Annotated in this window: 25 protein-coding genes; 13 read left to right on the forward strand and 12 right to left on the reverse strand. The window is 32.7% G+C overall.

Features of this window, described 5'->3' with window-relative positions; all coding sequences use genetic code 11:
• Window positions 1-32: 32 nt before the first annotated feature.
• From E0H99_RS13225 to E0H99_RS13240, 4 genes are all read right to left on the reverse strand, one after another.
• Window positions 33-428, reverse strand: coding sequence for a hypothetical protein (locus E0H99_RS13225; protein ID WP_131996361.1), 396 nt, complete (start codon window positions 426-428; stop codon window positions 33-35).
• Window positions 429-512: 84 nt separating this feature from the next.
• Window positions 513-1070, reverse strand: coding sequence for a sugar O-acetyltransferase (locus E0H99_RS13230; protein ID WP_131996364.1), 558 nt, complete (start codon window positions 1068-1070; stop codon window positions 513-515).
• Window positions 1071-1079: 9 nt separating this feature from the next.
• The gene (locus E0H99_RS13235; RefSeq protein ID WP_131996367.1) at window positions 1080-1430 is read right to left on the reverse strand and encodes an MmcQ/YjbR family DNA-binding protein; all 351 of its coding nucleotides are present in this window, start codon (window positions 1428-1430) and stop codon (window positions 1080-1082) included.
• A 4-nt stretch (window positions 1431-1434) separates the two neighbouring features.
• Window positions 1435-1893: a YciI family protein gene (locus tag E0H99_RS13240; RefSeq protein WP_131996370.1), complete on the reverse strand. Its 459-nt coding sequence runs from the start codon at window positions 1891-1893 to the stop codon at window positions 1435-1437.
• A gap of 179 nt (window positions 1894-2072) precedes the next feature.
• On the opposite strand from E0H99_RS13240, the gene E0H99_RS13245 reads away from it, so the two are divergent.
• The 6 genes from E0H99_RS13245 (at window position 2073) to E0H99_RS13270 (ending at window position 8114) form a co-directional block, all read left to right on the forward strand.
• On the forward strand, window positions 2073-4277 hold the full coding sequence (locus tag E0H99_RS13245; RefSeq protein WP_131996373.1) for a TonB-dependent receptor domain-containing protein: 2205 nt from the start codon (window positions 2073-2075) through the stop codon (window positions 4275-4277).
• A 221-nt stretch (window positions 4278-4498) separates the two neighbouring features.
• Window positions 4499-5119: a hypothetical protein gene (locus tag E0H99_RS13250; RefSeq protein WP_131996376.1), complete on the forward strand. Its 621-nt coding sequence runs from the start codon at window positions 4499-4501 to the stop codon at window positions 5117-5119.
• A gap of 74 nt (window positions 5120-5193) precedes the next feature.
• Entirely contained in the window at window positions 5194-6549 is a 1356-nt protein-coding gene (locus E0H99_RS13255) for a histidine kinase (RefSeq protein WP_131996665.1), read from the forward strand.
• A 45-nt stretch (window positions 6550-6594) separates the two neighbouring features.
• On the forward strand, window positions 6595-6900 hold the full coding sequence (locus E0H99_RS13260; RefSeq protein ID WP_131996379.1) for a 2TM domain-containing protein: 306 nt from the start codon (window positions 6595-6597) through the stop codon (window positions 6898-6900).
• Between the two features lie 60 nt (window positions 6901-6960).
• Window positions 6961-7296, forward strand: coding sequence for a 2TM domain-containing protein (locus E0H99_RS13265; protein ID WP_131996382.1), 336 nt, complete (start codon window positions 6961-6963; stop codon window positions 7294-7296).
• 62 nt (window positions 7297-7358) lie between these two features.
• Entirely contained in the window at window positions 7359-8114 is a 756-nt protein-coding gene (locus E0H99_RS13270; protein WP_131996385.1) for a LytR/AlgR family response regulator transcription factor, read from the forward strand.
• Window positions 8115-8220: 106 nt separating this feature from the next.
• On the opposite strand, the gene E0H99_RS13275 is transcribed toward E0H99_RS13270, so the two are convergent.
• From E0H99_RS13275 to E0H99_RS13295, 5 genes are all read right to left on the reverse strand, one after another.
• Entirely contained in the window at window positions 8221-8403 is a 183-nt protein-coding gene (locus E0H99_RS13275) for a CsbD family protein (RefSeq protein ID WP_131996388.1), read from the reverse strand.
• A 238-nt stretch (window positions 8404-8641) separates the two neighbouring features.
• Window positions 8642-9415: a CDP-alcohol phosphatidyltransferase family protein gene (locus tag E0H99_RS13280; protein ID WP_131996391.1), complete on the reverse strand. Its 774-nt coding sequence runs from the start codon at window positions 9413-9415 to the stop codon at window positions 8642-8644.
• 58 nt (window positions 9416-9473) lie between these two features.
• Window positions 9474-10496 carry a COX15/CtaA family protein gene (locus E0H99_RS13285; RefSeq protein WP_131996394.1) on the reverse strand — a complete coding sequence of 341 codons (1023 nt, stop codon included), beginning with the start codon at window positions 10494-10496 and terminating at the stop codon, window positions 9474-9476.
• A gap of 50 nt (window positions 10497-10546) precedes the next feature.
• The gene (locus E0H99_RS13290) at window positions 10547-11980 is read right to left on the reverse strand and encodes a CCA tRNA nucleotidyltransferase (RefSeq protein ID WP_131996397.1); all 1434 of its coding nucleotides are present in this window, start codon (window positions 11978-11980) and stop codon (window positions 10547-10549) included.
• 53 nt (window positions 11981-12033) lie between these two features.
• Window positions 12034-12600 carry an L-threonylcarbamoyladenylate synthase gene (locus E0H99_RS13295; RefSeq protein ID WP_131996400.1) on the reverse strand — a complete coding sequence of 189 codons (567 nt, stop codon included), beginning with the start codon at window positions 12598-12600 and terminating at the stop codon, window positions 12034-12036.
• A 189-nt stretch (window positions 12601-12789) separates the two neighbouring features.
• Here E0H99_RS13295 and E0H99_RS13300 point away from each other — a divergent pair, with 189 nt between their 5' ends.
• Genes E0H99_RS13300 through E0H99_RS13310 form a run of 3 tightly spaced genes read left to right on the forward strand, consistent with a single transcriptional unit; the run spans window position 12790 to window position 15213 of the window.
• The gene (locus tag E0H99_RS13300; protein WP_165930301.1) at window positions 12790-13590 is read left to right on the forward strand and encodes a glycosyltransferase family 2 protein; all 801 of its coding nucleotides are present in this window, start codon (window positions 12790-12792) and stop codon (window positions 13588-13590) included.
• A 45-nt stretch (window positions 13591-13635) separates the two neighbouring features.
• The gene (locus tag E0H99_RS13305; RefSeq protein ID WP_131996406.1) at window positions 13636-14418 is read left to right on the forward strand and encodes a DUF5672 family protein; all 783 of its coding nucleotides are present in this window, start codon (window positions 13636-13638) and stop codon (window positions 14416-14418) included.
• 27 nt (window positions 14419-14445) lie between these two features.
• Window positions 14446-15213 (forward strand): lipopolysaccharide kinase InaA family protein, encoded by a 768-nt coding sequence (locus E0H99_RS13310; RefSeq protein ID WP_131996409.1) that lies wholly within the window; start codon window positions 14446-14448, stop codon window positions 15211-15213.
• Here E0H99_RS13310 and E0H99_RS13315 read toward each other — a convergent pair.
• From E0H99_RS13315 to E0H99_RS13325, 3 genes are read right to left on the reverse strand one after another with little or no spacing between them, the layout of a single operon-like run.
• Complete coding sequence (locus tag E0H99_RS13315) at window positions 15210-16001, reverse strand: glycosyltransferase family 2 protein (RefSeq protein WP_131996412.1); 792 nt, start codon at window positions 15999-16001, stop codon at window positions 15210-15212. The genes E0H99_RS13310 and E0H99_RS13315 overlap by 4 nt on opposite strands.
• Window positions 15985-17064, reverse strand: coding sequence for a glycosyltransferase family 9 protein (locus E0H99_RS13320; RefSeq protein WP_131996415.1), 1080 nt, complete (start codon window positions 17062-17064; stop codon window positions 15985-15987). The genes E0H99_RS13315 and E0H99_RS13320 overlap by 17 nt, the downstream gene beginning before the upstream one ends.
• Window positions 17065-17124: 60 nt before the next feature.
• Window positions 17125-17940 carry a 2,3,4,5-tetrahydropyridine-2,6-dicarboxylate N-succinyltransferase gene (locus E0H99_RS13325; RefSeq protein ID WP_131996418.1) on the reverse strand — a complete coding sequence of 272 codons (816 nt, stop codon included), beginning with the start codon at window positions 17938-17940 and terminating at the stop codon, window positions 17125-17127.
• A 145-nt stretch (window positions 17941-18085) separates the two neighbouring features.
• On the opposite strand from E0H99_RS13325, the gene E0H99_RS13330 reads away from it, so the two are divergent.
• The 4 genes from E0H99_RS13330 (at window position 18086) to ruvX (ending at window position 19851) form a co-directional block, all read left to right on the forward strand.
• Window positions 18086-18820, forward strand: coding sequence for a class I SAM-dependent methyltransferase (locus E0H99_RS13330; RefSeq protein ID WP_131996421.1), 735 nt, complete (start codon window positions 18086-18088; stop codon window positions 18818-18820).
• A gap of 109 nt (window positions 18821-18929) precedes the next feature.
• Window positions 18930-19163 carry a hypothetical protein gene (locus E0H99_RS13335; protein ID WP_131996424.1) on the forward strand — a complete coding sequence of 78 codons (234 nt, stop codon included), beginning with the start codon at window positions 18930-18932 and terminating at the stop codon, window positions 19161-19163.
• A complete protein-coding gene (locus E0H99_RS13340; RefSeq protein ID WP_131996427.1) occupies window positions 19153-19434 on the forward strand; it encodes a type II toxin-antitoxin system RelE/ParE family toxin in 282 nt (93 codons plus the stop codon). Before E0H99_RS13335 ends, E0H99_RS13340 begins: the two co-directional genes overlap by 11 nt.
• On the forward strand, window positions 19435-19851 hold the full coding sequence (gene ruvX / locus E0H99_RS13345; protein ID WP_131996430.1) for a Holliday junction resolvase RuvX: 417 nt from the start codon (window positions 19435-19437) through the stop codon (window positions 19849-19851).
• The last annotated feature ends 42 nt before the right edge of the window (window positions 19852-19893 follow it).

Consider the following 19893-nt stretch of genomic DNA (forward strand, 5'->3'; position numbering starts at 1 on the left):
AAAGCCTAATCAATCGATTAGGCTTTAGTTTTTTATTTTTTTGCGTCGGAACAAAGTCCTACAATCTCATGGAAAGTGTCGTGTAAGTCAGTAATTGATTTCAAAATTGCGGCATCAGATCCATTTGAAGTGACTAATTTATGTAGCGCTTTGCTTTTTAACTGTAATCGTTCTGCCGATGCTAATATTGCATTTGTTTTAAATTCGGCGGGAATTTCAGACTTTAATAGCATTGCTGCTTTGTTCATCATTTCTTCTGAACGCGTTTTTATTGGTGCAAAATTTCCTTCTTCAGCCGGATGAAATGTTTGCGACATTACTTCGTGAAATTCTTTTATGGCTGGCCATTTATCAAAAGTGGATTGTGCCGAAACGGAGTTTGTAACAACAATTAGTGCCAAGACTAGTAATGCTTTAAGATGTTTCATAATTATTTTATTTGTGTTTAAAGGTTCTAACAAAGATAGGAAATTTTAGTTTTGAGGAGTTTATAATTCGGGTTAGGATATTCATTAAACATTCAATTTCCGAATCACTTTTGCCGGATTTCCTACCGCCAAAGAATTGTCGGGAATATCTTTTGTAACTACTGAGCCTGCACCAATTACACAGCCATTTCCTATGGTAATACCAGGGCAAATAACAGAGTTTCCGCCAATCCAGCAGTCATCACCGATGGTTATTGGAAGTGCATTTTCCAGCGTTTTTCTTAGCTCAGCATCCAGCGGATGTGTGGCGGTGTACAATTGAACGCCTGGTGCAAAAAAGACATTAGAGCCAATAGTTACTTTGGCACAGTCCAAAACAACGCAGTTTACATTAAAATAAACATTTTCACCACAATTGATATTGTATCCGTAATCGCAAAAAAATGGAGGTTCAATATAAAGATTAGCACCTGCATTAGGGATTAATTCTTTTAATATTTCTCGCGCTTTCTTGGTTACTCGGTATTCTGTAACATTTAATCGGTGGAGCAAATTTTTAGATTTTCGTCTGTCTTTTACTAAAACAGGATCGCCTGCCAAATAATATTCTCCCGCAATCATTTTTTCTTTTTCAGTTATCATACTTTTTTTTTAGGTAAAACCAAGTTGCTTTTTTATTTTGGCAGAAAGTTTGTTTCTGACTAAAGAATAGGATTTTTCAATGTAAAATTGCCATTCTTTTTCTGTTAGTTGGTTAAGGTCGTTGGCCATAACCCATTTGTAACGCGCAGTGTATGGCGCTGGTTTAAAACCTTCTCGACTGCTTATTTCTTCAAACTCTTCATCTAAAACTTTAAATGCCGCTGAAGTTGGGGATTGGTTCAGTCCAATAACAAAAAATATTTTTTCTCCAATACAAAAACACAAGTCGTCCTTCCATTTAATGTTTTCTGTTACCGCTTCATTTGATTTACAAATAACCTGTAATTCTTCAATGTTCATAAAATTAGATTTTAGTTTTGGCGATTTTATCATGAATTTTCAGTGTTTCCTGCAGTGCCGCACTTCCGTACCAAAGCGTCAGTTCCGCTTCCAGAAGTTTCGATTGTACAGCAGGATCTGTCGCCACAAATGTTTTAGCTTCTTCGATACTAGTGGCATTAAAAATATAAATACCTCTATAATTTCTTTCGTTTTTCATAAAAGGACCGGCAACAACCAGTTTCCCTTCTAGCGCTAATCGATTAATATTAGCCATGTGTCCTTCAAATAATTTTTGTTTTTCCTCCTTTGTAGCAGTTGTATTGCTTCCTGTTTTTAATAAACAAAAAACATATTGCTTCATTCCGTAATCATCCGCTTTTAGGGATTTGGCTAGTTTTTCATCAAATATAGATTCGGTTTCCTGAGAAAATAACGCAGTGCTAAAAGAGAACAGTAAAAGTAAAAAGAGTGATTTTTTCATTTTTTCAGAATTTGATTGCAAACAAATTTAAGGTTTTCATTATAAAATAAAAAATGCGTGATTTCAAATTCTGAATTTATTTACTAAAACAACTCATCCTGTAATTTCAACAGTTCAGTAATAACTTTTTCCAGTTTTGATTTTTGCAATAGATATTTGCTGTATCAAAATCAAATATCATGAAACCAACAATCATTCAACAACCAAACCATTCGAACAGAACCCTTAAATCGATTTTTACTCTTGCCATTTTATTATTCTCTGTAACTCTATTTTCCCAAGTTACTATTTCAGGGAAAGTGGTTGATGAAAAAGGAAAACCAGTTTCGGGAGCCAATATTTTTATCGAAGGGACTTATGATGGTGCTTCGAGTAACGAAACGGGTAGTTTTAGTTTTACAACTACAACAATCGGGAATCAAACTTTGGTTGTGAGTTTCCTGATTTTTGAAACTTCAAAAACAGTAATTGATGTCGCTAATTTCCAAAATAGAACCATCAAATTACGAGAAAGTGTTACTTCGCTTGATGCAGTTGTGATTACCGCAGGAACATTAGAAGCGGGCGATAAAGCAAGAGTTTCGGTTTTGAAACCGTTAGACATCGTAACTACAGCGGGTTCAGCGGGAAATATTATTGCAGCTTTGCAGACGTTGCCAGGAACACAAACGGTAGGCGAGGACGGGCGATTGTTTGTTCGTGGTGGCGAGGCCAATGAAACACAAACTTTTGTTGATGGGATTCGGGTGGCGCAACCCTATGGCGCAACCACGAATAATTTGCCTACACGAGGCAGGTTTTCCCCTTTTTTATTTAGTGGAATATCATTTTCTACAGGCGGTTATTCAGCGGAATACGGAGAGGCATTATCCAGTGTTTTGCTATTGAATACACAAGATGAACCAGACCAAAATAAAACCGAAATCGCTTTGATGACCGTAGGTTTAGGACTTGGAAACACCCAAAAATGGAAAAAAAGTTCTTTGAGCGTAAATGCGAATTACATCAATTTAGCGCCGTATCAAGCGGTTATTCCCCAAAATGTAGATTGGAACAGTCCTTTTCAATCTTTGTCAGGAGAAACGGTGTATCGCTATAATTTTAACAACGGAATTTTGAAAGTATACGCTGCTTTTGACAGCTCTAAATTTGATATTAATCAAGAAAACATCAATTCGCCGGAGAAAATCAGAGTCGATTTAAACAATAATAATTTCTATTTGAATTCGTCTTACAAAGGCGTTTTTGGGAATAACTGGCAAATTACTTCTGGGTTGAGTTATGGCTACAGCAACAACAAAATAAATTTGGATTCAGATAAAGTGGCTAATGATGAAAATGCGGCTCATTTGAAATTAAAATTAAAAAAAAGCTTTTCTGACCGATTGAAACTATCTTTTGGAGCCGATTATTTTGTTACTCAATTCAATGAAGATTTTAAGGAGAATTCGGGATCTGTTTTTACCAATGGATATGATGCTAACATTGCAGCTATTTATACTGAAGCTGATATTTTCTTCTCTAAAAAATGGGCGGCAAAAATAGGAGTAAGGGCTTCAAATAACGATTTGTTGAACGAAACTGCTATTTCACCCCGAGTTTCATTTGCGTATAAAATGGCTAAAAACAGTCAGTTTTCATTTGCTTATGGCGATTTTACCCAAACTCCAAATGCGGAATATATCAAATATTCCAAAAATCATCAGTTTGAAAGCGAAAAAGCTTCTCATTATATTTTGAATTTTCAATACAATAAAAACGGGAAAACATTTCGTGCAGAAACCTATTTTAAAGACTACAGTAATTTAGTGAAATTCGACACAGGAATGGCAACGTTTAATTCGGTTTATGATAATACCGGTTCCGGTTATGCAAAAGGTTTGGATTTGTTTTGGAGAGACGGAAAATCAATCAAAAACTTAGAATACTGGGTTTCCTATTCTTACATCGACACCGAAAGAGATTATAAAAATTTCAGTTCTCAAGTCACGCCTAGCTTTGTTGCGGATCACAGTTTGTCAATCGTTACTAAATACTGGATAAACGACTGGAAATCACAAATAGGGTTTACTAATTCATACAGTTCGGGACGACCATACAACAACCCAAACGAAGCGGAATTCATGAATGGAAAAACAAAAGCGTACAACAGCTTGAGTTTCAACTGGGCGTATTTATTGTCGCAGCAAAAGATTTTATATTTCTCGGTTTCTAATGTTTTAGGTTCTCAGAATGTTTTTGGATATGAATATGCCAATAATCCGGATAATGCGGGGTTTTACAACAGAAAAGAAATTGTTCCTACAGCAGATCGTTTTTTCTTTGTAGGGTTCTTTTGGACAATAAGCAACGATAAAAAAGACAATCAGTTGAAGAATCTTTGAAAAGAGTCATAATGTCAAAGGTCAAAGTCCTTGTAAACGAAAACTCTTTCAACTTTATGACTTTCGGCTTTACGACTTTCAACTAAATCACAATTCATCCATCAAATTCTACAGTTCAGTATCTATAAATTTTAAATCAATAAAAACCGAGATACTTTTGAAGTATAAATTATATAACGTTTCAATCATCAAAATAAATAACCATTTAAAAACAAGAAATCATGACAAAAATTATGACCACAATCGCATTATTTGTATGTAGTTTATTATCGGCTCAAGGGCAATTCGAACAAGGAATGGGAAAAGCATTCCAACTTTGGGGCGAAGGAAAAAATACCGAAGCTTCTGATTTATTCGAAAGAATTGCCGGTGCTGAAAAAACAAGTTGGTTGCCTAATTATTACGTTGCATTAGTAAATACTACAACTGCTTTTAGAACAAAAGACAAGGAGCAAATGAATTTGTTGCTTACAAAAGCTCAGAATTCTTTGGATACAGAAATGGGAAAAAATCCCAATAATGCCGAATTATTAGTTATGCAGGCTATGATTCACACTGCTTGGATTGCTTTTGACCCAATGACAAACGGACAAAAATTATCCGGAACTGTTATGGAATTGTACGGAAAAGCACAGGCAATTGCTCCGGAAAACCCAAGAGTTGTTTTTGGTAAAGCAGAGTTTGAAATTGGTGGAGCTAAATTTTGGGGAACTGATACTAAACCAATGTGTGTGCAAATTGAAAAAGCTATTGGACTTTTTGCTACTTTTAAACCTGAAACTCCTTTCTCCCCAAAATGGGGTTTAGAAAGAGCAACAGCAGCATTGAAAAACTGTAAATAAGTCTGTTGATTGTTTCTAATTATTCGTTTTTAAGAAATAAAACAGAGAATTGTAACTATTGAAAAAAGAGAATGATGTATATAAAACCACATTTGCTTAAAGCGTTGTTTATTGGGGTTGTGATTTTTTTAGTGTCCTTTCTAATTGAATTCATTACATTTGGAAATGAGGCTATTAGTCCTAAGTTATATATGTATTTTTTATACTGTATGCTTTATAGCGTTACATTATACCTTGTTAATGCAGCGTTGTTTATGTTTTTGGACAAAATATTTAAAGACAATATGTATTCTACAAAACGGATAATTATTGGGTTTGTCAGCTCTTTCTTTATTTCCTTATTTGTGATTTTTTTGCTTCGTATCTTTTTGAAAGTTATCCTGGAAAAAAAATCAATGACAGATTTTTTAGCAAATGAGACTCCTTCAAATTATATTGAATCTTCAATTATTGCTTTTATCGTATTGTTAGGAGTTCATGCTTTACATTTTTACAAAGCTTACAATGAAAATAAAGTCAAAGAACAAAAAATCATTGCAGGAACCGCTTCGGCAAAGTTTGAAAGTTTAAAAAATCAAATAGATCCTCATTTTCTTTTTAATAGTTTGAATGTGTTAAGTTCTTTGATTGAAGAAAATCCAGATAATGCGCAACGGTTTACTATTTCATTATCAAAGATTTATCGTTATGTTTTGGAACAAAAAGACAAAGAATTGGTTTCTGTTGAGGAAGAATTGGCTTTCGCTAAAACCTATATGAATTTACTTAAAATGCGTTTTGAAAACAGTTTGTTTTATGAATTACCAACCCAAGATGATTGGATTGCTTCATCCCTCGCAATGACAGAAGCCAAAGTTGTGCCGCTTTCTTTACAGCTTTTGCTCGAAAATACGGTAAAACATAATGTGGTTAGTGAACAAAGACCATTGCACATCAGGATTTTTGTTGAGGGCGATTATCTGGCTGTTCAAAACGATTATCAAAAGAAAGAAGTGTTGCAGGATCGTCAAGGTGTTGGTTTGCAAAATATCGTCAACAGGTATGGAATTATAACTGACAGAAAAGTCTTGATTATTCAAAACGAGAAAACATTTACGGTAAAAATACCTCTTTTGACGAAACAAATTACAGTTATGGAAACAATTACAAATTACAATGAAAATACGGCTTATTTTAGAGCTAAAAAACGAGTGGAAGAGCTCAAAGGATTTTATGGAAACTTGATTTCTTACTGTTGTGTAATTCCAATTTTAATATATATAAACCTAACTTTTTCTCCAAAATTTCAATGGTTTTGGTTTTCTGCAGCCGGATGGGGATTTGGAGTGACGATGCATGCTTTCAAGGTTTTTGGGTACAGTTCCAATTGGGAAGAAAGAAAGATTCAGGAAATTTTGCGAAAAGAAGAGCAGAAACAAACTTGGAAATAATATTCGGAGAAACTTTAAGGGTTGAATAAATTTAAATAAAAAATCATGGAAAATAAATATCAAAACGAAGAGCGTTATTTTAAAGCAAAAAAACAAGTAGAGGAAATTAAAGGTTTCTATGGGAACTTGGCGGCATATATTGTGATCAATATTTTTTTTCTGATTCTAAATTTAAAAACTTCTCCAGAACATTTGTGGTTTTTTTGGCCGATGTTGGGGTGGGGAATTGGAGTGATTTTTCACGGAATGAAAGTTTTTAATTATATGCCATTTTTCAATAAAGATTGGGAAGAAAGAAAAATTAAGGAATTCATGGATAAAGAAAATGGACAAAAAAAATCTTGGGAATAGTTTTATTTTAAAATAAGAATGAACATGTTTTTTGAATGAATACTTTTAAATAGTAACAAAATGGAAAGAAACTATAAATCAGAACTTGAGGGAATGGAACCCGAAGATAAATATGCTTCCGCCAAAAGGAAAGTGAAACGATTAAAGGGGTTTTACACGCATTTAATTGTTTATGTAGCGATAAATATAGTGATTGTGTTTATTAATATTAGAGATTTAGATGCAGGAGAAAGCTATTTTAAAATAGAAAATTTCTTCACCGCATTCTTTTGGGGAATTGGATTATTGGCGCATGCACTTTCTACATTTATGCCCAATTGGATTTTTGGAAAAAACTGGGAAGATAAAAAGATCAAGGAATTTATGGAAAAGGAGAAAAGCGAGAAATGGGAGTGAAAAGGAGTATTCAGCAGCAGTTTTCAGTTAAACAAATAACCAAATAAACGATTCAACATTTAATGACAACAATAATAATCGAAGACGAAAAACCCGCAGCACGATTGCTCCAACGAAAACTGGAAAAAATAAATATTGAAGTGGGAGTGTTATTGCATTCTGTAGAAGAAGCCATTGATTGGTTTTCTAATAATAAACATCCGGAATTGATTTTTCTGGACATCCAATTATCGGATGGATTGTCGTTTGAAATATTCGAAAAAGTTGAAATTAAGAGTGCCATAATTTTCACAACTGCGTATGATGAATATGCTTTACGAGCTTTCAAATTGAACAGCATCGATTATCTTTTGAAACCCATAGATGAGGATGATTTAGAAATTGCCGTAGCTAAATTTAAAGCGCGTTTGCCAAAACAAGAAACCTTACAATTAGATTTCGAGCAGATTAAAAAAATGCTCTCTAATCCGTTTGAGAAGAATCATAAAAAACGTTTTACGGTAAAAATAGGGCAACACTTAAAAGTGATTTCTATCGATGAAATTGAGTGTTTTTTTAGTGAAAATAAAGGAACGTATCTTCATACTTTTGACAACAGAAATTATTTAATTGAAACGACCTTAGAACTTTTGGAACAGGAATTAGACCCGGCAGCTTTTTATCGTGTAAGTCGAAAATTCATAGTTCCCCTTAAAGCGATTAAAGAAATTATAGTCTATAGTAACTCCCGATTAAAGGTCATTCTGCCTTCTTATGCAGCAGATGAGGTGATAGTAAGCAGGGAAAAAGTTTCTGATTTTAAGAATTGGATTGGGTAGTTTTGGCTATAAAAAAACTGTTTCAAATGTATGTTCAAAGAATCCTAAGAAAGAAAAATTTTGAATCTTACAATTGAAACAGTTCAAGTAAGTTTAGGTTTAAGAATTAATCAAATAATGATTTAATTTCTTTTTCTGTCTTGCCTAATTTTTGTTGTAATTTACCCCACATTTCGTCTTCTTTACCTTCATCGTATAGTAAATCATCATCCGTTAAATCAGCAAATTTTTGTTTAAGTTTTCCTTTAAACTCATTCCAGTTTCCTTCAATCTCTTTTGAATTCGGCATAATATCTAAGTTTTAAATTACTATTTGTTCTTTACAAATTTGGTAATTTTAAACTGTAAAATTGTTATACAATTCTGTAAAATCATTATATAATTCTAGTGAATTATACAATTTTATTTTATCATGCGTTACTGAATAGGAATGATATTTATGTTGAATTAAGGCTAAAGGTATTGGTTTTTAAAAATCTGACAATATGATGTTTATGTTGTTGGTATAGATTTTAATTATGACGATTTTAAACCTTAAAAAATACTTTCCGAATACCAATTATGACAAAAATAAATACTGTGTAAATTATAAAAAATGGAATGATATATTCTGTTAAATTCATTGGTAACATTACGGCAATAATCAACAATTGAAATCCCAATCCATAGATAGAAAGTACCGTCATAAACCAGTTTGGAAACGTTTTTACCTTGTATGCCTCTTTATCGAGAGTGTGGATTATTTTATCAAAAGTACCGTAGACAATGGTATAAATTCGGAATAAAATATCAACTGATTTTTGGGTTTCTCCGGGTAAAGCTTTAGGAGATTTGTATTCGAAAATTTTACTGGTTGTATCTCCGCCTACTGATTTATTTCTTAAAATAACATAGTAATAATTGTATAAAGTTCCCTGTAATTGAATGCAAAAAAAGGCAATTAAAGTTAGCCAAAATGATGTTTTCGAAACATAACAAATGGTCATTAAAAACAAAAAATTTAAGATAATATCAAACACGCTGTCTAAGTACCTTCCGGTATAGGAAGGCGTATTTTTTAACCTCGCCAGTTCTCCATCGGCTGCATCAATAATTGATTTTAGAATGATGAAAAAACTGGCTAAAAAGTAATGTCTTTGGGAAATACAGTAAATAGCAATCAAGCCTGAAACGCCAAAAAGTAAGGTGACGTGAATAGGTGTGAATCGAGTATTTTTTAATTTATTGGCGAGAAATTTCCCAAAAGGTCTTCCATAATCTGATAAATCTATAAATTTATCTTGAGCTGCAAGTTTAGACATTTAAGTTTATAAACAAAGAAATGCGACAATATAGTCAGGTGTAATAGTTGTTATACTTTTATTTAGATAATCGATGTAATGTGAATGTCATTGCCGTCAGTAAAAAGAAAGCCATTATTTGATGTAATAATCCCAACCAAAGTGGAACACTGTAAAGCAAAGTAAAGACACCCAATGTGAATTGCAAAAATACGATTAATACCAAGATATTGATTCCTTTTTTCTGTAACGAGGAAAGAGTATGTTTTTTACTTGTGAAATAAAGAGCAAGAATTAATCCTACTACAACATATGCCATGGTTCTGTGTACAAACTGAACACCGCTTTTTCCTTCGATAAGATTCAAAAACAAGGTACTTTTTTCTATAAAAACACTATCATGAATCAATTGCCCGTCACTCATTAAAGGCCAGTGATTGTGAATTAAACCTGCATTTAAACCCGCAACAAACCCTCCATATATAATTTGTAACAACAAAAACACTAATGCAATGCGTGCTAGTTTTCGCAATGGAATTATGACAGTTGCTTTGTTTGGATAGATTAAGTCCAAAGCTACCCAAAGTGTGTAAGCAAATGTGATGAAAGCAAATGTAAGGTGTAATGCCAATCTAAAATGACTTACATCCGGATTGTCGATTAATCCGCTACGTACCATAAACCAGCCCAAGAATCCTTGAAAACCGCCCATGAATAGCAAAATAATACATTTTTTGATGGTCTCAGTAGAAAGACGTTTCTTGAACAAGAAATAGACAAATGGAACAAAAAACACTAAGCCAATTATTCTTCCTATGAAACGGTGAAACCATTCCCAAAAATAGATGAATTTATAATCACTAAGTGTGAAATCATTGTGGATGTTTATTTTTTGGTATTCCGGAAATTTTTTATATTCTTCAAAAGCCTGTGACCATTTTTCTTCGGTTAAAGGCGGAAAAGTATCCGTTACTAAATGCCAGTCGGTCATTGATAAACCAGAATTGGTCAACCGGGTAATTCCTCCCACGACAACCATCATAAATAACAATAAGCAACCGGATAACAACCAAATGATAACGTAATTATTCTCTTTTTTCATTGTTTGAAATTAATTTTCGTAAAGATATTTAAATGAAACTAAATGTTAATTCAACAAGCATTAATCTTTAATCCGATTTTTGCTGCTCTTTTTAGCATAAATTGATAGGCTGCCTCATATTCATTTGGAATTTCTCCTTCCAAAATCGCTTCTTTTATAGCTTCCTTCAACATTCCAATTTCTTTGGATGGCTTTAAATTGAATTTTTCCATAATTTCCTCACCAGATATTGGGGGTTGAAAATTACGTACCTGATCGCGCTCTTCGACTTCCACAATTTTCTTGCGAACAATTATAAAATTATTGTGGTATTTTTTGAACTTATTCGGGTTTTTAGTAGTGATATCTGCTTCACACAACGTCATTAGATTCTCTACATCTTCACCTGCGTCAAAAACCAAACGACGCACCGCTGAATCGGTAACCGTATCTTGTGATAAAACAATGGGACGCGAACTCATCATGACCATTTTTTGTACAAATTTCATTTTATGATTCAACGGCATGTGTAAGCGTTCGAATATTTTCTTCGCCATTTTTCCACCAAGAAATTCATGTCCATGAAAGGTCCAGCCTTGTTTTTTATTAAAGCGTTTCGTTGGTGCTTTTCCAATATCGTGCAATAATGCTGACCAACGTAACCAAACATCATCAGTGTGTGGGCAAATATTGTCAACAACTTCTAAAGTGTGATAAAAATTGTTTTTATGCGTGTGACCTTCTATTTCTTCTACTTGATTCAAAGCGGTTAATTCCGGAAGAATAATATCTAAAAGACCAGTTTTGAACAATAACAAAAATCCTATGGAAGGTTTATCTGTCGAAAGTATTTTATTCAATTCATCAACAATACGTTCTCCAGAAATAATTTTAATTCGTTCGGCATTTTTTGCAATGGATTTAAACGAATTATCTTCGATTTCAAATCCCAATTGATTCGCAAAACGGATTCCCCTTAACATACGCAACGGATCATCAGAAAAAGTAATGTCTGGATCCAGAGGTGTTCTAATTATTTTGTTTTTTAAATCTTCCAATCCGTTGAAAGGGTCTGAAAGTTCTCCAAAATTAGTAGCGTTTAAGGATAAAGCCAACGCATTTATGGTGAAATCACGACGATTTTGATCATCTTCAAGCGTTCCGTTCTCTACAACAGGATTGCGACTTTCAAAATGATAGGATTCCTTTCTAGCGCCTACAAACTCAATTTCAGTGTCTTCAAAACGCAACATTGCAGTTCCGTAGGTTTTGAAAACTTGAACTTTTGGTTTCTTTGGAAGTAATTGGGAAACTTTTAAAGCTAATTCGATTCCGCTGCCAACAGCAACAATATCAATATCTTTTTTAAAGTCTCTATTCAAAAGTAAATCTCTCACGAATCCACCAATAACGTAACTTTCGATGTTAAGTTCCTGAGAAGCTTGAGAAATGACTTGAAAAATTGTATTATTTAAGGCTGTTTTGTATGAAGTTTTAATGCTCATTTTAAAAATGTTTAAAGTCTAAAGTCCAAAGTTGTTAAACTGAAAACTGAATACTATTTCCGAATCACTTTCACCTGAGAATCATTCGTTAATTTTATTATTGTTGACGGTTTTCCGCCAATTTTTTCACGGTGCAAATTTACAACATAGTCTACACCTTTTATAATTTCCGGACTAATATCTTTGAAAGCAATAGGAGTAGGTTGGCCTGAGATATTTGCTGATGTCGAAACCAATGGTTTTTTCATCTTTTCCATTAATTTAAAGCAAAAAGGTTCTTTCACAATGCGGATTCCCAATGAGTTATCGGAAGAGATTATATTTGGTGCCACATTTCTGGGTTTGTCCAATATCAAAGTGGTTGGATTTTCGGATAAATCAATGATTTGCCAGGCTACTTCAGGAATGTCTTTGAAAACATTGTACATCATTTTTTCGCCATTCATCAAAACAATCATGCTTTGGGTTTCGGCTCTTTGTTTGAGTTTGTATATTTTGGCGACAGCCTCAGCATTTGTGGCATCACAACCAATTCCCCAGACGGTGTCAGTAGGATATAGGATGATTCCGCCATTTTTTATGACTTCGTAAGCATTGTGGATTTCATCACTTGTGTTCATGTGTAGTTTGTATAGATAGATTCTGCTGCAAAAATAATCTTTCTTATTGGTATAAATCTTAAATTTATTTCAGAATTGTAGCACTTTTAATTAATTATAAGATTATTTTTGCTTGCCTATCAACATTCCAAACATGGAATTTGTATAATATTGATTGGTTTTTGAATATTAATTCATCCTTTTTTTTAAATGATTCTAACAGTTTTAAAATATTTACGTATTCGAATTTGTTTTTATTTCTACAAATTATCTGGTATAGATCATAAGACTTTGACGCTAACAAAGTCTAAGGAAATTCCAATCATTATTACAAGCTTTAATCAACTGGAGTATTTAAAAAAGCTAATCAATTTTTTATTGGCAAGAGGTTTTTCAAACCTTGTTATTATTGACAATAATTCTACCTACGAACCATTATTGCGTTATTTTGATGAAATCAAAAATAAAGCAACCATTCACCGGCTAAAAAAGAATTATGGGCATTTAGTTTTTTGGAAAAGATACGATCTGTTCGTAAAATACGGTAACGGATATTATGTTGTTACGGATCCTGACATTGTTCCTTTAGCCGATTGTCCGGAGGATTTTTTGATTAAATTCCAATCTGTTTTATTAGAAAATAAAAAACGAATGAAAGTAGGTTTCGGATTGAAAATAGATGACATTCCCTTGAGTAACCCTAATAGAGAAAAAGTGATTAGCTGGGAAGCTAAGTTTTGGAAAAAAAAGATCTCCGAAGGAGTTTATGATGCCGATATTGATACTACTTTTGCTTTGTACAAACCTTTCTACCACAGAAAAAACAAGAAATTTAAAACGGCCTTGCGCACAGATTATCCATACGTAGCTTTGCATGGCGGTTGGTATATAGACATGAATAATCTTTCTGAAGAGCAACTTTTTTATTTTAAAACGGCTAATGATTCCAGCTCTTGGAAGATAGATGAAACAGGAAAAATTGCCAATGCTGATTACGAAAAAAAGTATTAAGTGTACTATCAGTTTTATATTTTTGATTTAAATTAATACAATAAAATGAAAAATTCAGTAAAAGTTGTCATCCCTATATATAAATCTTTTTTTGGAGAACTTGAAGAGAAATCCTTCTTGCAATGTGTTAAAGTCCTTAAAAATTATGAAATTGTTTTGGTTCAACCTGAAGATCTAGACAATTCTTACATTACCGAAAAATTTGATAAAATTGTTGTTGAAAGTTTTCCAAAACGCTATTTTGAAAATATTGAGGGATATAATGAATTGCTATTGTCAACCACATTTTATGAACGTTTTTTGGATTCAGAGTATATATTAATTTATCAATTAGATGCTTTTGTTTTTAAAGATGAGCTGGAAGAATGGTGTCAAAAAGGATATGATTATATAGGGGCTCCATGGATTGCTACTCTGGAAAATACTATTTGGTTGAAGTATTTTAATAAATTAGCAAGAAAGTTCAGATCTAAAAAGAAAAACAATCGTGAACAAATTTTTTTTAAAGTTGGAAATGGCGGTTTTTCATTGCGTAGAACAGCATCGCATTATGCAATTGCGAAACAGAATGAGCCGTTTATTTTTGAGTTTTTGAATGCGGAGGTAAAAGAAATTCATGCTATAGAGGATGTTTTTTGGTCTTTAAAAGCATCTGAATTTGATGAAAATTTTAAAATTCCGGATTATAAAGAAGCCTTACATTTTGCAATAGATCGAAAACCTAAAATTGCTTTTGAATTAATTAATAACCAACTTCCATTCGGATGCCATGGCATTAATAAACCTAAAGTTATTGATTTTTGGAAACCGATTTTGAACAAATACTAAGCACTAATTTTCTTATAGTAAAATGAAATGATCGAAAAATATAAATTTTCTAAAACCTTAAATAATTCAAAAGAAGTTCATTCCTTAATGAGGGAATTTAACTCTAAAGGAACTCTTTTTGGTGACGGCAAAAGAAATAAAATAAAACTTTTTGAATTAGAAGGGAAAACGATCAACATCAAATCCTTCAAAATTCCTAATTTAATTAATAAAGTGGCTTATAAATATTTTAGAAAGTCAAAAGCGAGACGTTCTTTTGAATATGCCAGCGCTTTACTAGAAAAAGGAATAGGGACGCCACAGCCCATTGCTTTTCTTGAAAATTATAATTGGCTTGGATTAACGGATAGTTATTATGCGAGTGAGCATCTGGAAACCGAGTTGACTTTCAGAGAATTAGTGGAAATTCCTAGTTATCCGGATCATGATGCTATTTTAAGACAGTTCACTAAATTTTCTTTCGATTTACATGAAAAAGGAATTGAATTTTTAGACCACTCCCCCGGAAATACGTTAATAAAAAAAGTTTCTGAGAATCAGTACCAATTCTTCTTAGTAGATTTAAACAGAATGAATTTTCATAAGGCTATGGATTTTAATCAGCGAATGGAAAACTTAAGCAGGCTTACGCCAAAAAAGGAAATGATTGCCATAATGAGTGATGAATACGCAAAATATTACACTGAATCAAGCAATGTGATTTTTGATAAAATGTGGGAATCTACGAATCAATTTCAAGAAAAATTTGCAAAAAAGCAAAGATTGAAAAAGAAATTGAAATTTTGGAAATCTTAATGTTTAGATTTCATTTTTTTTAATTCTTTAAAGCGTACATAAACGCTAAATGCATTCAAATAACATATTATAATCCCTTTTTTACCATCTAGAACACCCAATCGAATTGTATATTGATAAATAAATTTAAATAGGGGACGAATATAGAAATGGAATAAGTTTGGGTTTGTTCCTTTAAGATATTCTTCTTTTGCTTTTAAATTTCCGTAAAGAACCATTTTTTGTTTATAACTGGAATAATCGCTGTAAGAATAGTGAATTAGTTTGTTTTTAAATTTACCAATTGTCCCAGTTACTATTAATTTTTCATGTACTGTTTTATGTAAAGCATAATGTACTTTTTCTTTTTGAAATAATCTGAAAATCTTATCTGTTTGCCAACCGCTAAACCGTAGTTTTTTGTTTTCGAACATGAAAGTCCTATAAAAATAATAAGCAGAATGACTTTCTTTTTTCTGAATAGTTTCTATAATTTCTGCCTTCAGTTCCAGTGTAAGTCTTTCATCGGCATCAAGAAAAAGAATCCAAGGATTTGTGGCCAGGTTTGTTGCATAATTTCGTTGCGTAGCATAGTTTTCGAAAGGATGTTGGATAATTTTTACGTTTTTATAGGACGAGGCTATTTTTATTGTTTGATCTGTACTAAAAGAATCAATAACCAAAATTTCATCTGCAAAATCTATATTTTCCAGAACAGACGCCATGTTACTTTCCTCATTGTAGGTAATGATTAATGCAGTTAGGGGCAATTTATTTAGTTGTGTTGATTCGCTATTTTGTTTTGCCATTTGAAAGATTTCGTTTTAAGAAAGAATCAACTTTATCTTTAAATAAACTCGGATCAAATTCCTGATATAGCGTAAGCGCCTCTTTTTTGAGTTCTTTCTCCGTTTTTGATATGAATAATTCAGGTTTGAAGTCATTCAAGTGGATTGATTCGTTTTGAATTCCATCTTCAAAAGTTGCCCAAATTTTCTTTTCTATCCAAGGCGAGAAAATAATAAAAGAAGGTTTTTTCAGTGCTTTGGCCATGTTTATTGCTCCACCGTCATTTCCAACAATCAAATCGCATTGATTCATAATGGCGATAAATGATCTCAAATCGCCGCCTAATAAATCAAAATAAATTTTTGCTTGTGTTGAAGATTTACAAGCGTCAAAAACAGTTTTTGCATCATTGATTTGCTTTGGAAAATAATTAAAAAGAATATTTACATCTTTATTTTCGGCTATTGTATCAATAACTTTTGCCATATATTCCAGTGGATATGTTTTGAGTTTTTCACTTCCCAAAAGGCTAATCATTACTGTTTTTCTATCTTTTTTTAATTGGTGTTTTTCAAAAAGTGCAATAGCTTTTTGATTTTCTTCATTGGTCACAAATAATTTTGGTAACGGATCAATTGGGATTGATATTTTTAAAGGATCTAATAATGACAGTCGCCTTTCTATAGCTAAACCAAAATTAGTTTTTGGAGCAGCCTGATAAGGGATGTTATCGGTATATAAAAATTTTCGTCCTTTCTTCTCATAAGATATTTTCTTTTTGGCACCACTTAAAAAAACAATAAGCCAGCTTTCCAGCTTGGAATAAGCGTCTATGAGAATGTCATATTTAGCATTTCGGATTTGAAGTGCTAAATTCAAGAATTCTTTTTTGCTTTTGCGGTGTTTTTCCTCAAATAATATAATGTTGTCAATATTAGGATTGCCTTCTAAAACAGGAGTTGTTGATGCATACACCAAATAATCAATTTGAGCTTCAGGATAGGCAGTGCGAAGATTATTGCATATAATGCTGCTTGCCAAAACATCACCAATCATTTTTTGTTGTATTACTAGTATCTTCATAATATAAAAAACCTCCCGTTTAAGGGAGGAATATACAATAATTTTTTATTTTAAGAGGGATTAAACCGCTACGTCATATTCGCGTAAAGCATTGTTCAATGATGTTTTCAAATCTGTTGAAGGCTTGCGTGTTCCAATGATTAAAGCGCAAGGTACTTGAAAATCTCCTGCTGGAAACGTTTTAGTATAACTTCCCGGAATTACCACGGAACGGGCAGGAACATAACCTTTCATTTCGATAGGAGTTTCACCGGTTACATCAATGATTTTTGTAGATGCAGTCAAACAAACATTGGCACCAAGAACTGCTTCTTTCCCAACATGAACACCTTCAACAACAATACAACGAGAACCAATAAAAGCGCCATCTTCAATGATAACTGGAGCAGCTTGCAAAGGTTCCAGAACACCACCGATACCAACACCACCGCTCAAGTGTACGTTTTTACCAATTTGAGCACAACTTCCTACGGTTGCCCAAGTGTCTACCATCGTTCCTTCGTCAACATAAGCACCAATGTTTACATAACTTGGCATTAAAATGACACCGCTTGAAATATAAGCACCGTAACGTGCTACTGCGTTAGGAACGACACGAATTCCTTTTTCGGCGAAGTCTTTTTTTAGCAGCATTTTATCGTGATATTCAAAAATACCAGAATGTAATGTTTCCATTTTTTGAATAGGGAAATACATCACAACCGCTTTCTTTACCCATTCGTTTACCTGCCATCCGTCACCAACTGGCTCGGCAACACGTAATTTTCCGGTATCTAGTAATTCGATAACTTCTCTGATAGCATCAGTTGTTGTCTTTTCTTGTAACAAAGCACGATTTTCCCAAGCTTGTTCTATAATTGTTTGTAATGGATTCATTTTAGTTAGATTTTTGACAAAGATATGTTTTTTAACTAAAATCAGAAACGCAAATTGATTTGAAAATGTTACAGATTTAACTTGCAGCGTATTTAATGTTTTTCAAATGTTGTAAATTTGAAGAATAAATGAAAATCATCTGTACATGAAAGATAATTTCTCCAAACAAGCTGCTCAGTATTCTAAATTCCGACCACAATATCCAGATGAAATGATTGATTATTTGGTTTCATTTGTCAAAAATAAGGGAGTTGCGCTAGATATTGCAACCGGAAATGGGCAAGTGGCACACAAGCTTTCGCAAGTTTTCGAAACGGTTTATGGAATTGATATTAGCCAGAACCAACTTGACAATGCCATTCCAAAAGAGAATATAATTTATAAAGTAGCGGCTGCAGAAAACACCTTTTTCAAGAATCAAGAGTTTGATTTAATTACGGTTGCCCAAGCAGTACATTGGTTTGATTTTGATTTGTTTTATAAAGAAATCTACAGAATTTTAAAACCGGAAGGAATCTTTGCGATATTAGGATATGGATTGTTTTCCACAAATTCGGATTCAGATAAAATACTACGAAATTTTTATCACAATATAATTGGGCTGTATTGGGATGCGGAGCGAAAGTATCTGGATGAAAATTACAAAACGATTCCATTTCCATTTAATGAAATTGTTACGTATCCTTTCGAAAATAAGCTAACATGGACTTTTGAAGAGCTCATAGGATATTTGGAAACATGGTCAGCGACACAACATTATATTTCGAAAAACGATAGTAATCCGTTAGATCTGATTCGTGATGATTTAAAAATTTCTTGGAAAAAAAGCGATAAGAAAGTGACTTTTCCGTTGTTGCTAAGAATTGGAAAATTAAAATAGTTATGTTGTCAACAAATATATTTTTAGGAGTGTGAATTGCTAAATTAAAAAGAATGTACTTTTTTTGGACTCTAAAATTTTGTATATTTGTGTAATCAATACAATTAACATGGAAACAATTAGATTAGAATTTCAACCAAAAATAAAAGCCAAAATTTTGGAGTTATTGAGTTCGTTTTCATCAGATGAATTGAAAATAGTTCAGGAAGATACTGATTTCGATGAAAATAAGAGAAAATTGGATATTGCTTTGGCTAAGATTAAAAATGGAACTGCAAAATTTTATACTTTTGAAGAGGTAGATGCAATACTTGAAGAAACAATTTCTAAGTATGAGAATTAAGTTTCAGGATGAATTTTTGTTTGAATTAAATAGTCAGGTTTATTATATTTCGAAAGATAAGCCAGTCGCAGCTAGAAAGTTTAAAAATGATTTATTACGAAATATTCAAAAAGATTTAAAACAACCTTTTCTTTTCAAGAAATCTAGATATTATAACGACGAAAATATAAGAGATTATGTTTTCAAAGGTTATACTGCTGTTTATTATATTGATATGGTGGAAAACTCCGTTTCTGTCTTCGGTTTTATTAAACACAAAAACTCCTTATAAATGCCAAGAATTCTCTCCATAGATTACGGACAAAAACGTACCGGAATAGCCGTTACTGATGAAATGCAAATCATAGCTTCGGGATTGACAACCATTCCATCGGCAACTGCAATTGCTTTTTTGAAGGACTATTTTTCCAAAGAGAAAGTTGAAGCTGTTCTTATAGGAGAACCTAAACAAATGAATGGAGAGCCCTCAGAAAGCGCTTCTGTCATTAAAGGTTTTGTAACGCATTTCACCAATCATTTTCCGGATATGAAAGTAATTAGGGTTGATGAACGGTTTACTTCAAAAATGGCTTTTCAAACGATGATTGACAGCGGTCTTAGCAAAAAAAAGCGTCAAAATAAAGCTTTGATTGATGAAATTTCGGCAACGATAATGCTTCAGGATTATTTAACTCGAAAGATGTTTTAAAAATCCAGTTGCAAAGCCACTCAAATGGCTAAAATAGATTTG

Origin of the sequence: Flavobacterium sp. GT3P67, assembly GCF_004349155.1 — a bacterium.
GTDB classification, from domain to species: domain Bacteria; phylum Bacteroidota; class Bacteroidia; order Flavobacteriales; family Flavobacteriaceae; genus Flavobacterium; species Flavobacterium ranwuense.

Excerpts from the sequence above, each read along its gene's own strand:
- E0H99_RS13225 (WP_131996361.1), bottom strand. The coding sequence starts at position 428 with ATGAAACATCTTAAAGCATTACTAGTCTTGGCACTAATTGTTGTTACA.
- E0H99_RS13230 (WP_131996364.1), bottom strand. The coding sequence starts at position 1,070 with ATGATAACTGAAAAAGAAAAAATGATTGCGGGAGAATATTATTTGGCA.
- E0H99_RS13235 (WP_131996367.1), bottom strand. The coding sequence starts at position 1,430 with ATGAACATTGAAGAATTACAGGTTATTTGTAAATCAAATGAAGCGGTA.
- E0H99_RS13240 (WP_131996370.1), bottom strand. The coding sequence starts at position 1,893 with ATGAAAAAATCACTCTTTTTACTTTTACTGTTCTCTTTTAGCACTGCG.
- E0H99_RS13245 (WP_131996373.1), top strand. The coding sequence starts at position 2,073 with ATGAAACCAACAATCATTCAACAACCAAACCATTCGAACAGAACCCTT.
- E0H99_RS13250 (WP_131996376.1), top strand. The coding sequence starts at position 4,499 with ATGACAAAAATTATGACCACAATCGCATTATTTGTATGTAGTTTATTA.
- E0H99_RS13255 (WP_131996665.1), top strand. The coding sequence starts at position 5,194 with ATGTATATAAAACCACATTTGCTTAAAGCGTTGTTTATTGGGGTTGTG.
- E0H99_RS13260 (WP_131996379.1), top strand. The coding sequence starts at position 6,595 with ATGGAAAATAAATATCAAAACGAAGAGCGTTATTTTAAAGCAAAAAAA.
- E0H99_RS13265 (WP_131996382.1), top strand. The coding sequence starts at position 6,961 with ATGGAAAGAAACTATAAATCAGAACTTGAGGGAATGGAACCCGAAGAT.
- E0H99_RS13270 (WP_131996385.1), top strand. The coding sequence starts at position 7,359 with ATGACAACAATAATAATCGAAGACGAAAAACCCGCAGCACGATTGCTC.
- E0H99_RS13275 (WP_131996388.1), bottom strand. The coding sequence starts at position 8,403 with ATGCCGAATTCAAAAGAGATTGAAGGAAACTGGAATGAGTTTAAAGGA.
- E0H99_RS13280 (WP_131996391.1), bottom strand. The coding sequence starts at position 9,415 with ATGTCTAAACTTGCAGCTCAAGATAAATTTATAGATTTATCAGATTAT.
- E0H99_RS13285 (WP_131996394.1), bottom strand. The coding sequence starts at position 10,496 with ATGAAAAAAGAGAATAATTACGTTATCATTTGGTTGTTATCCGGTTGC.
- E0H99_RS13290 (WP_131996397.1), bottom strand. The coding sequence starts at position 11,980 with ATGAGCATTAAAACTTCATACAAAACAGCCTTAAATAATACAATTTTT.
- E0H99_RS13295 (WP_131996400.1), bottom strand. The coding sequence starts at position 12,600 with ATGAACACAAGTGATGAAATCCACAATGCTTACGAAGTCATAAAAAAT.
- E0H99_RS13300 (WP_165930301.1), top strand. The coding sequence starts at position 12,790 with ATGATTCTAACAGTTTTAAAATATTTACGTATTCGAATTTGTTTTTAT.
- E0H99_RS13305 (WP_131996406.1), top strand. The coding sequence starts at position 13,636 with ATGAAAAATTCAGTAAAAGTTGTCATCCCTATATATAAATCTTTTTTT.
- E0H99_RS13310 (WP_131996409.1), top strand. The coding sequence starts at position 14,446 with ATGATCGAAAAATATAAATTTTCTAAAACCTTAAATAATTCAAAAGAA.
- E0H99_RS13315 (WP_131996412.1), bottom strand. The coding sequence starts at position 16,001 with ATGGCAAAACAAAATAGCGAATCAACACAACTAAATAAATTGCCCCTA.
- E0H99_RS13320 (WP_131996415.1), bottom strand. The coding sequence starts at position 17,064 with ATGAAGATACTAGTAATACAACAAAAAATGATTGGTGATGTTTTGGCA.
- E0H99_RS13325 (WP_131996418.1), bottom strand. The coding sequence starts at position 17,940 with ATGAATCCATTACAAACAATTATAGAACAAGCTTGGGAAAATCGTGCT.
- E0H99_RS13330 (WP_131996421.1), top strand. The coding sequence starts at position 18,086 with ATGAAAGATAATTTCTCCAAACAAGCTGCTCAGTATTCTAAATTCCGA.
- E0H99_RS13335 (WP_131996424.1), top strand. The coding sequence starts at position 18,930 with ATGGAAACAATTAGATTAGAATTTCAACCAAAAATAAAAGCCAAAATT.
- E0H99_RS13340 (WP_131996427.1), top strand. The coding sequence starts at position 19,153 with ATGAGAATTAAGTTTCAGGATGAATTTTTGTTTGAATTAAATAGTCAG.
- ruvX (WP_131996430.1), top strand. The coding sequence starts at position 19,435 with ATGCCAAGAATTCTCTCCATAGATTACGGACAAAAACGTACCGGAATA.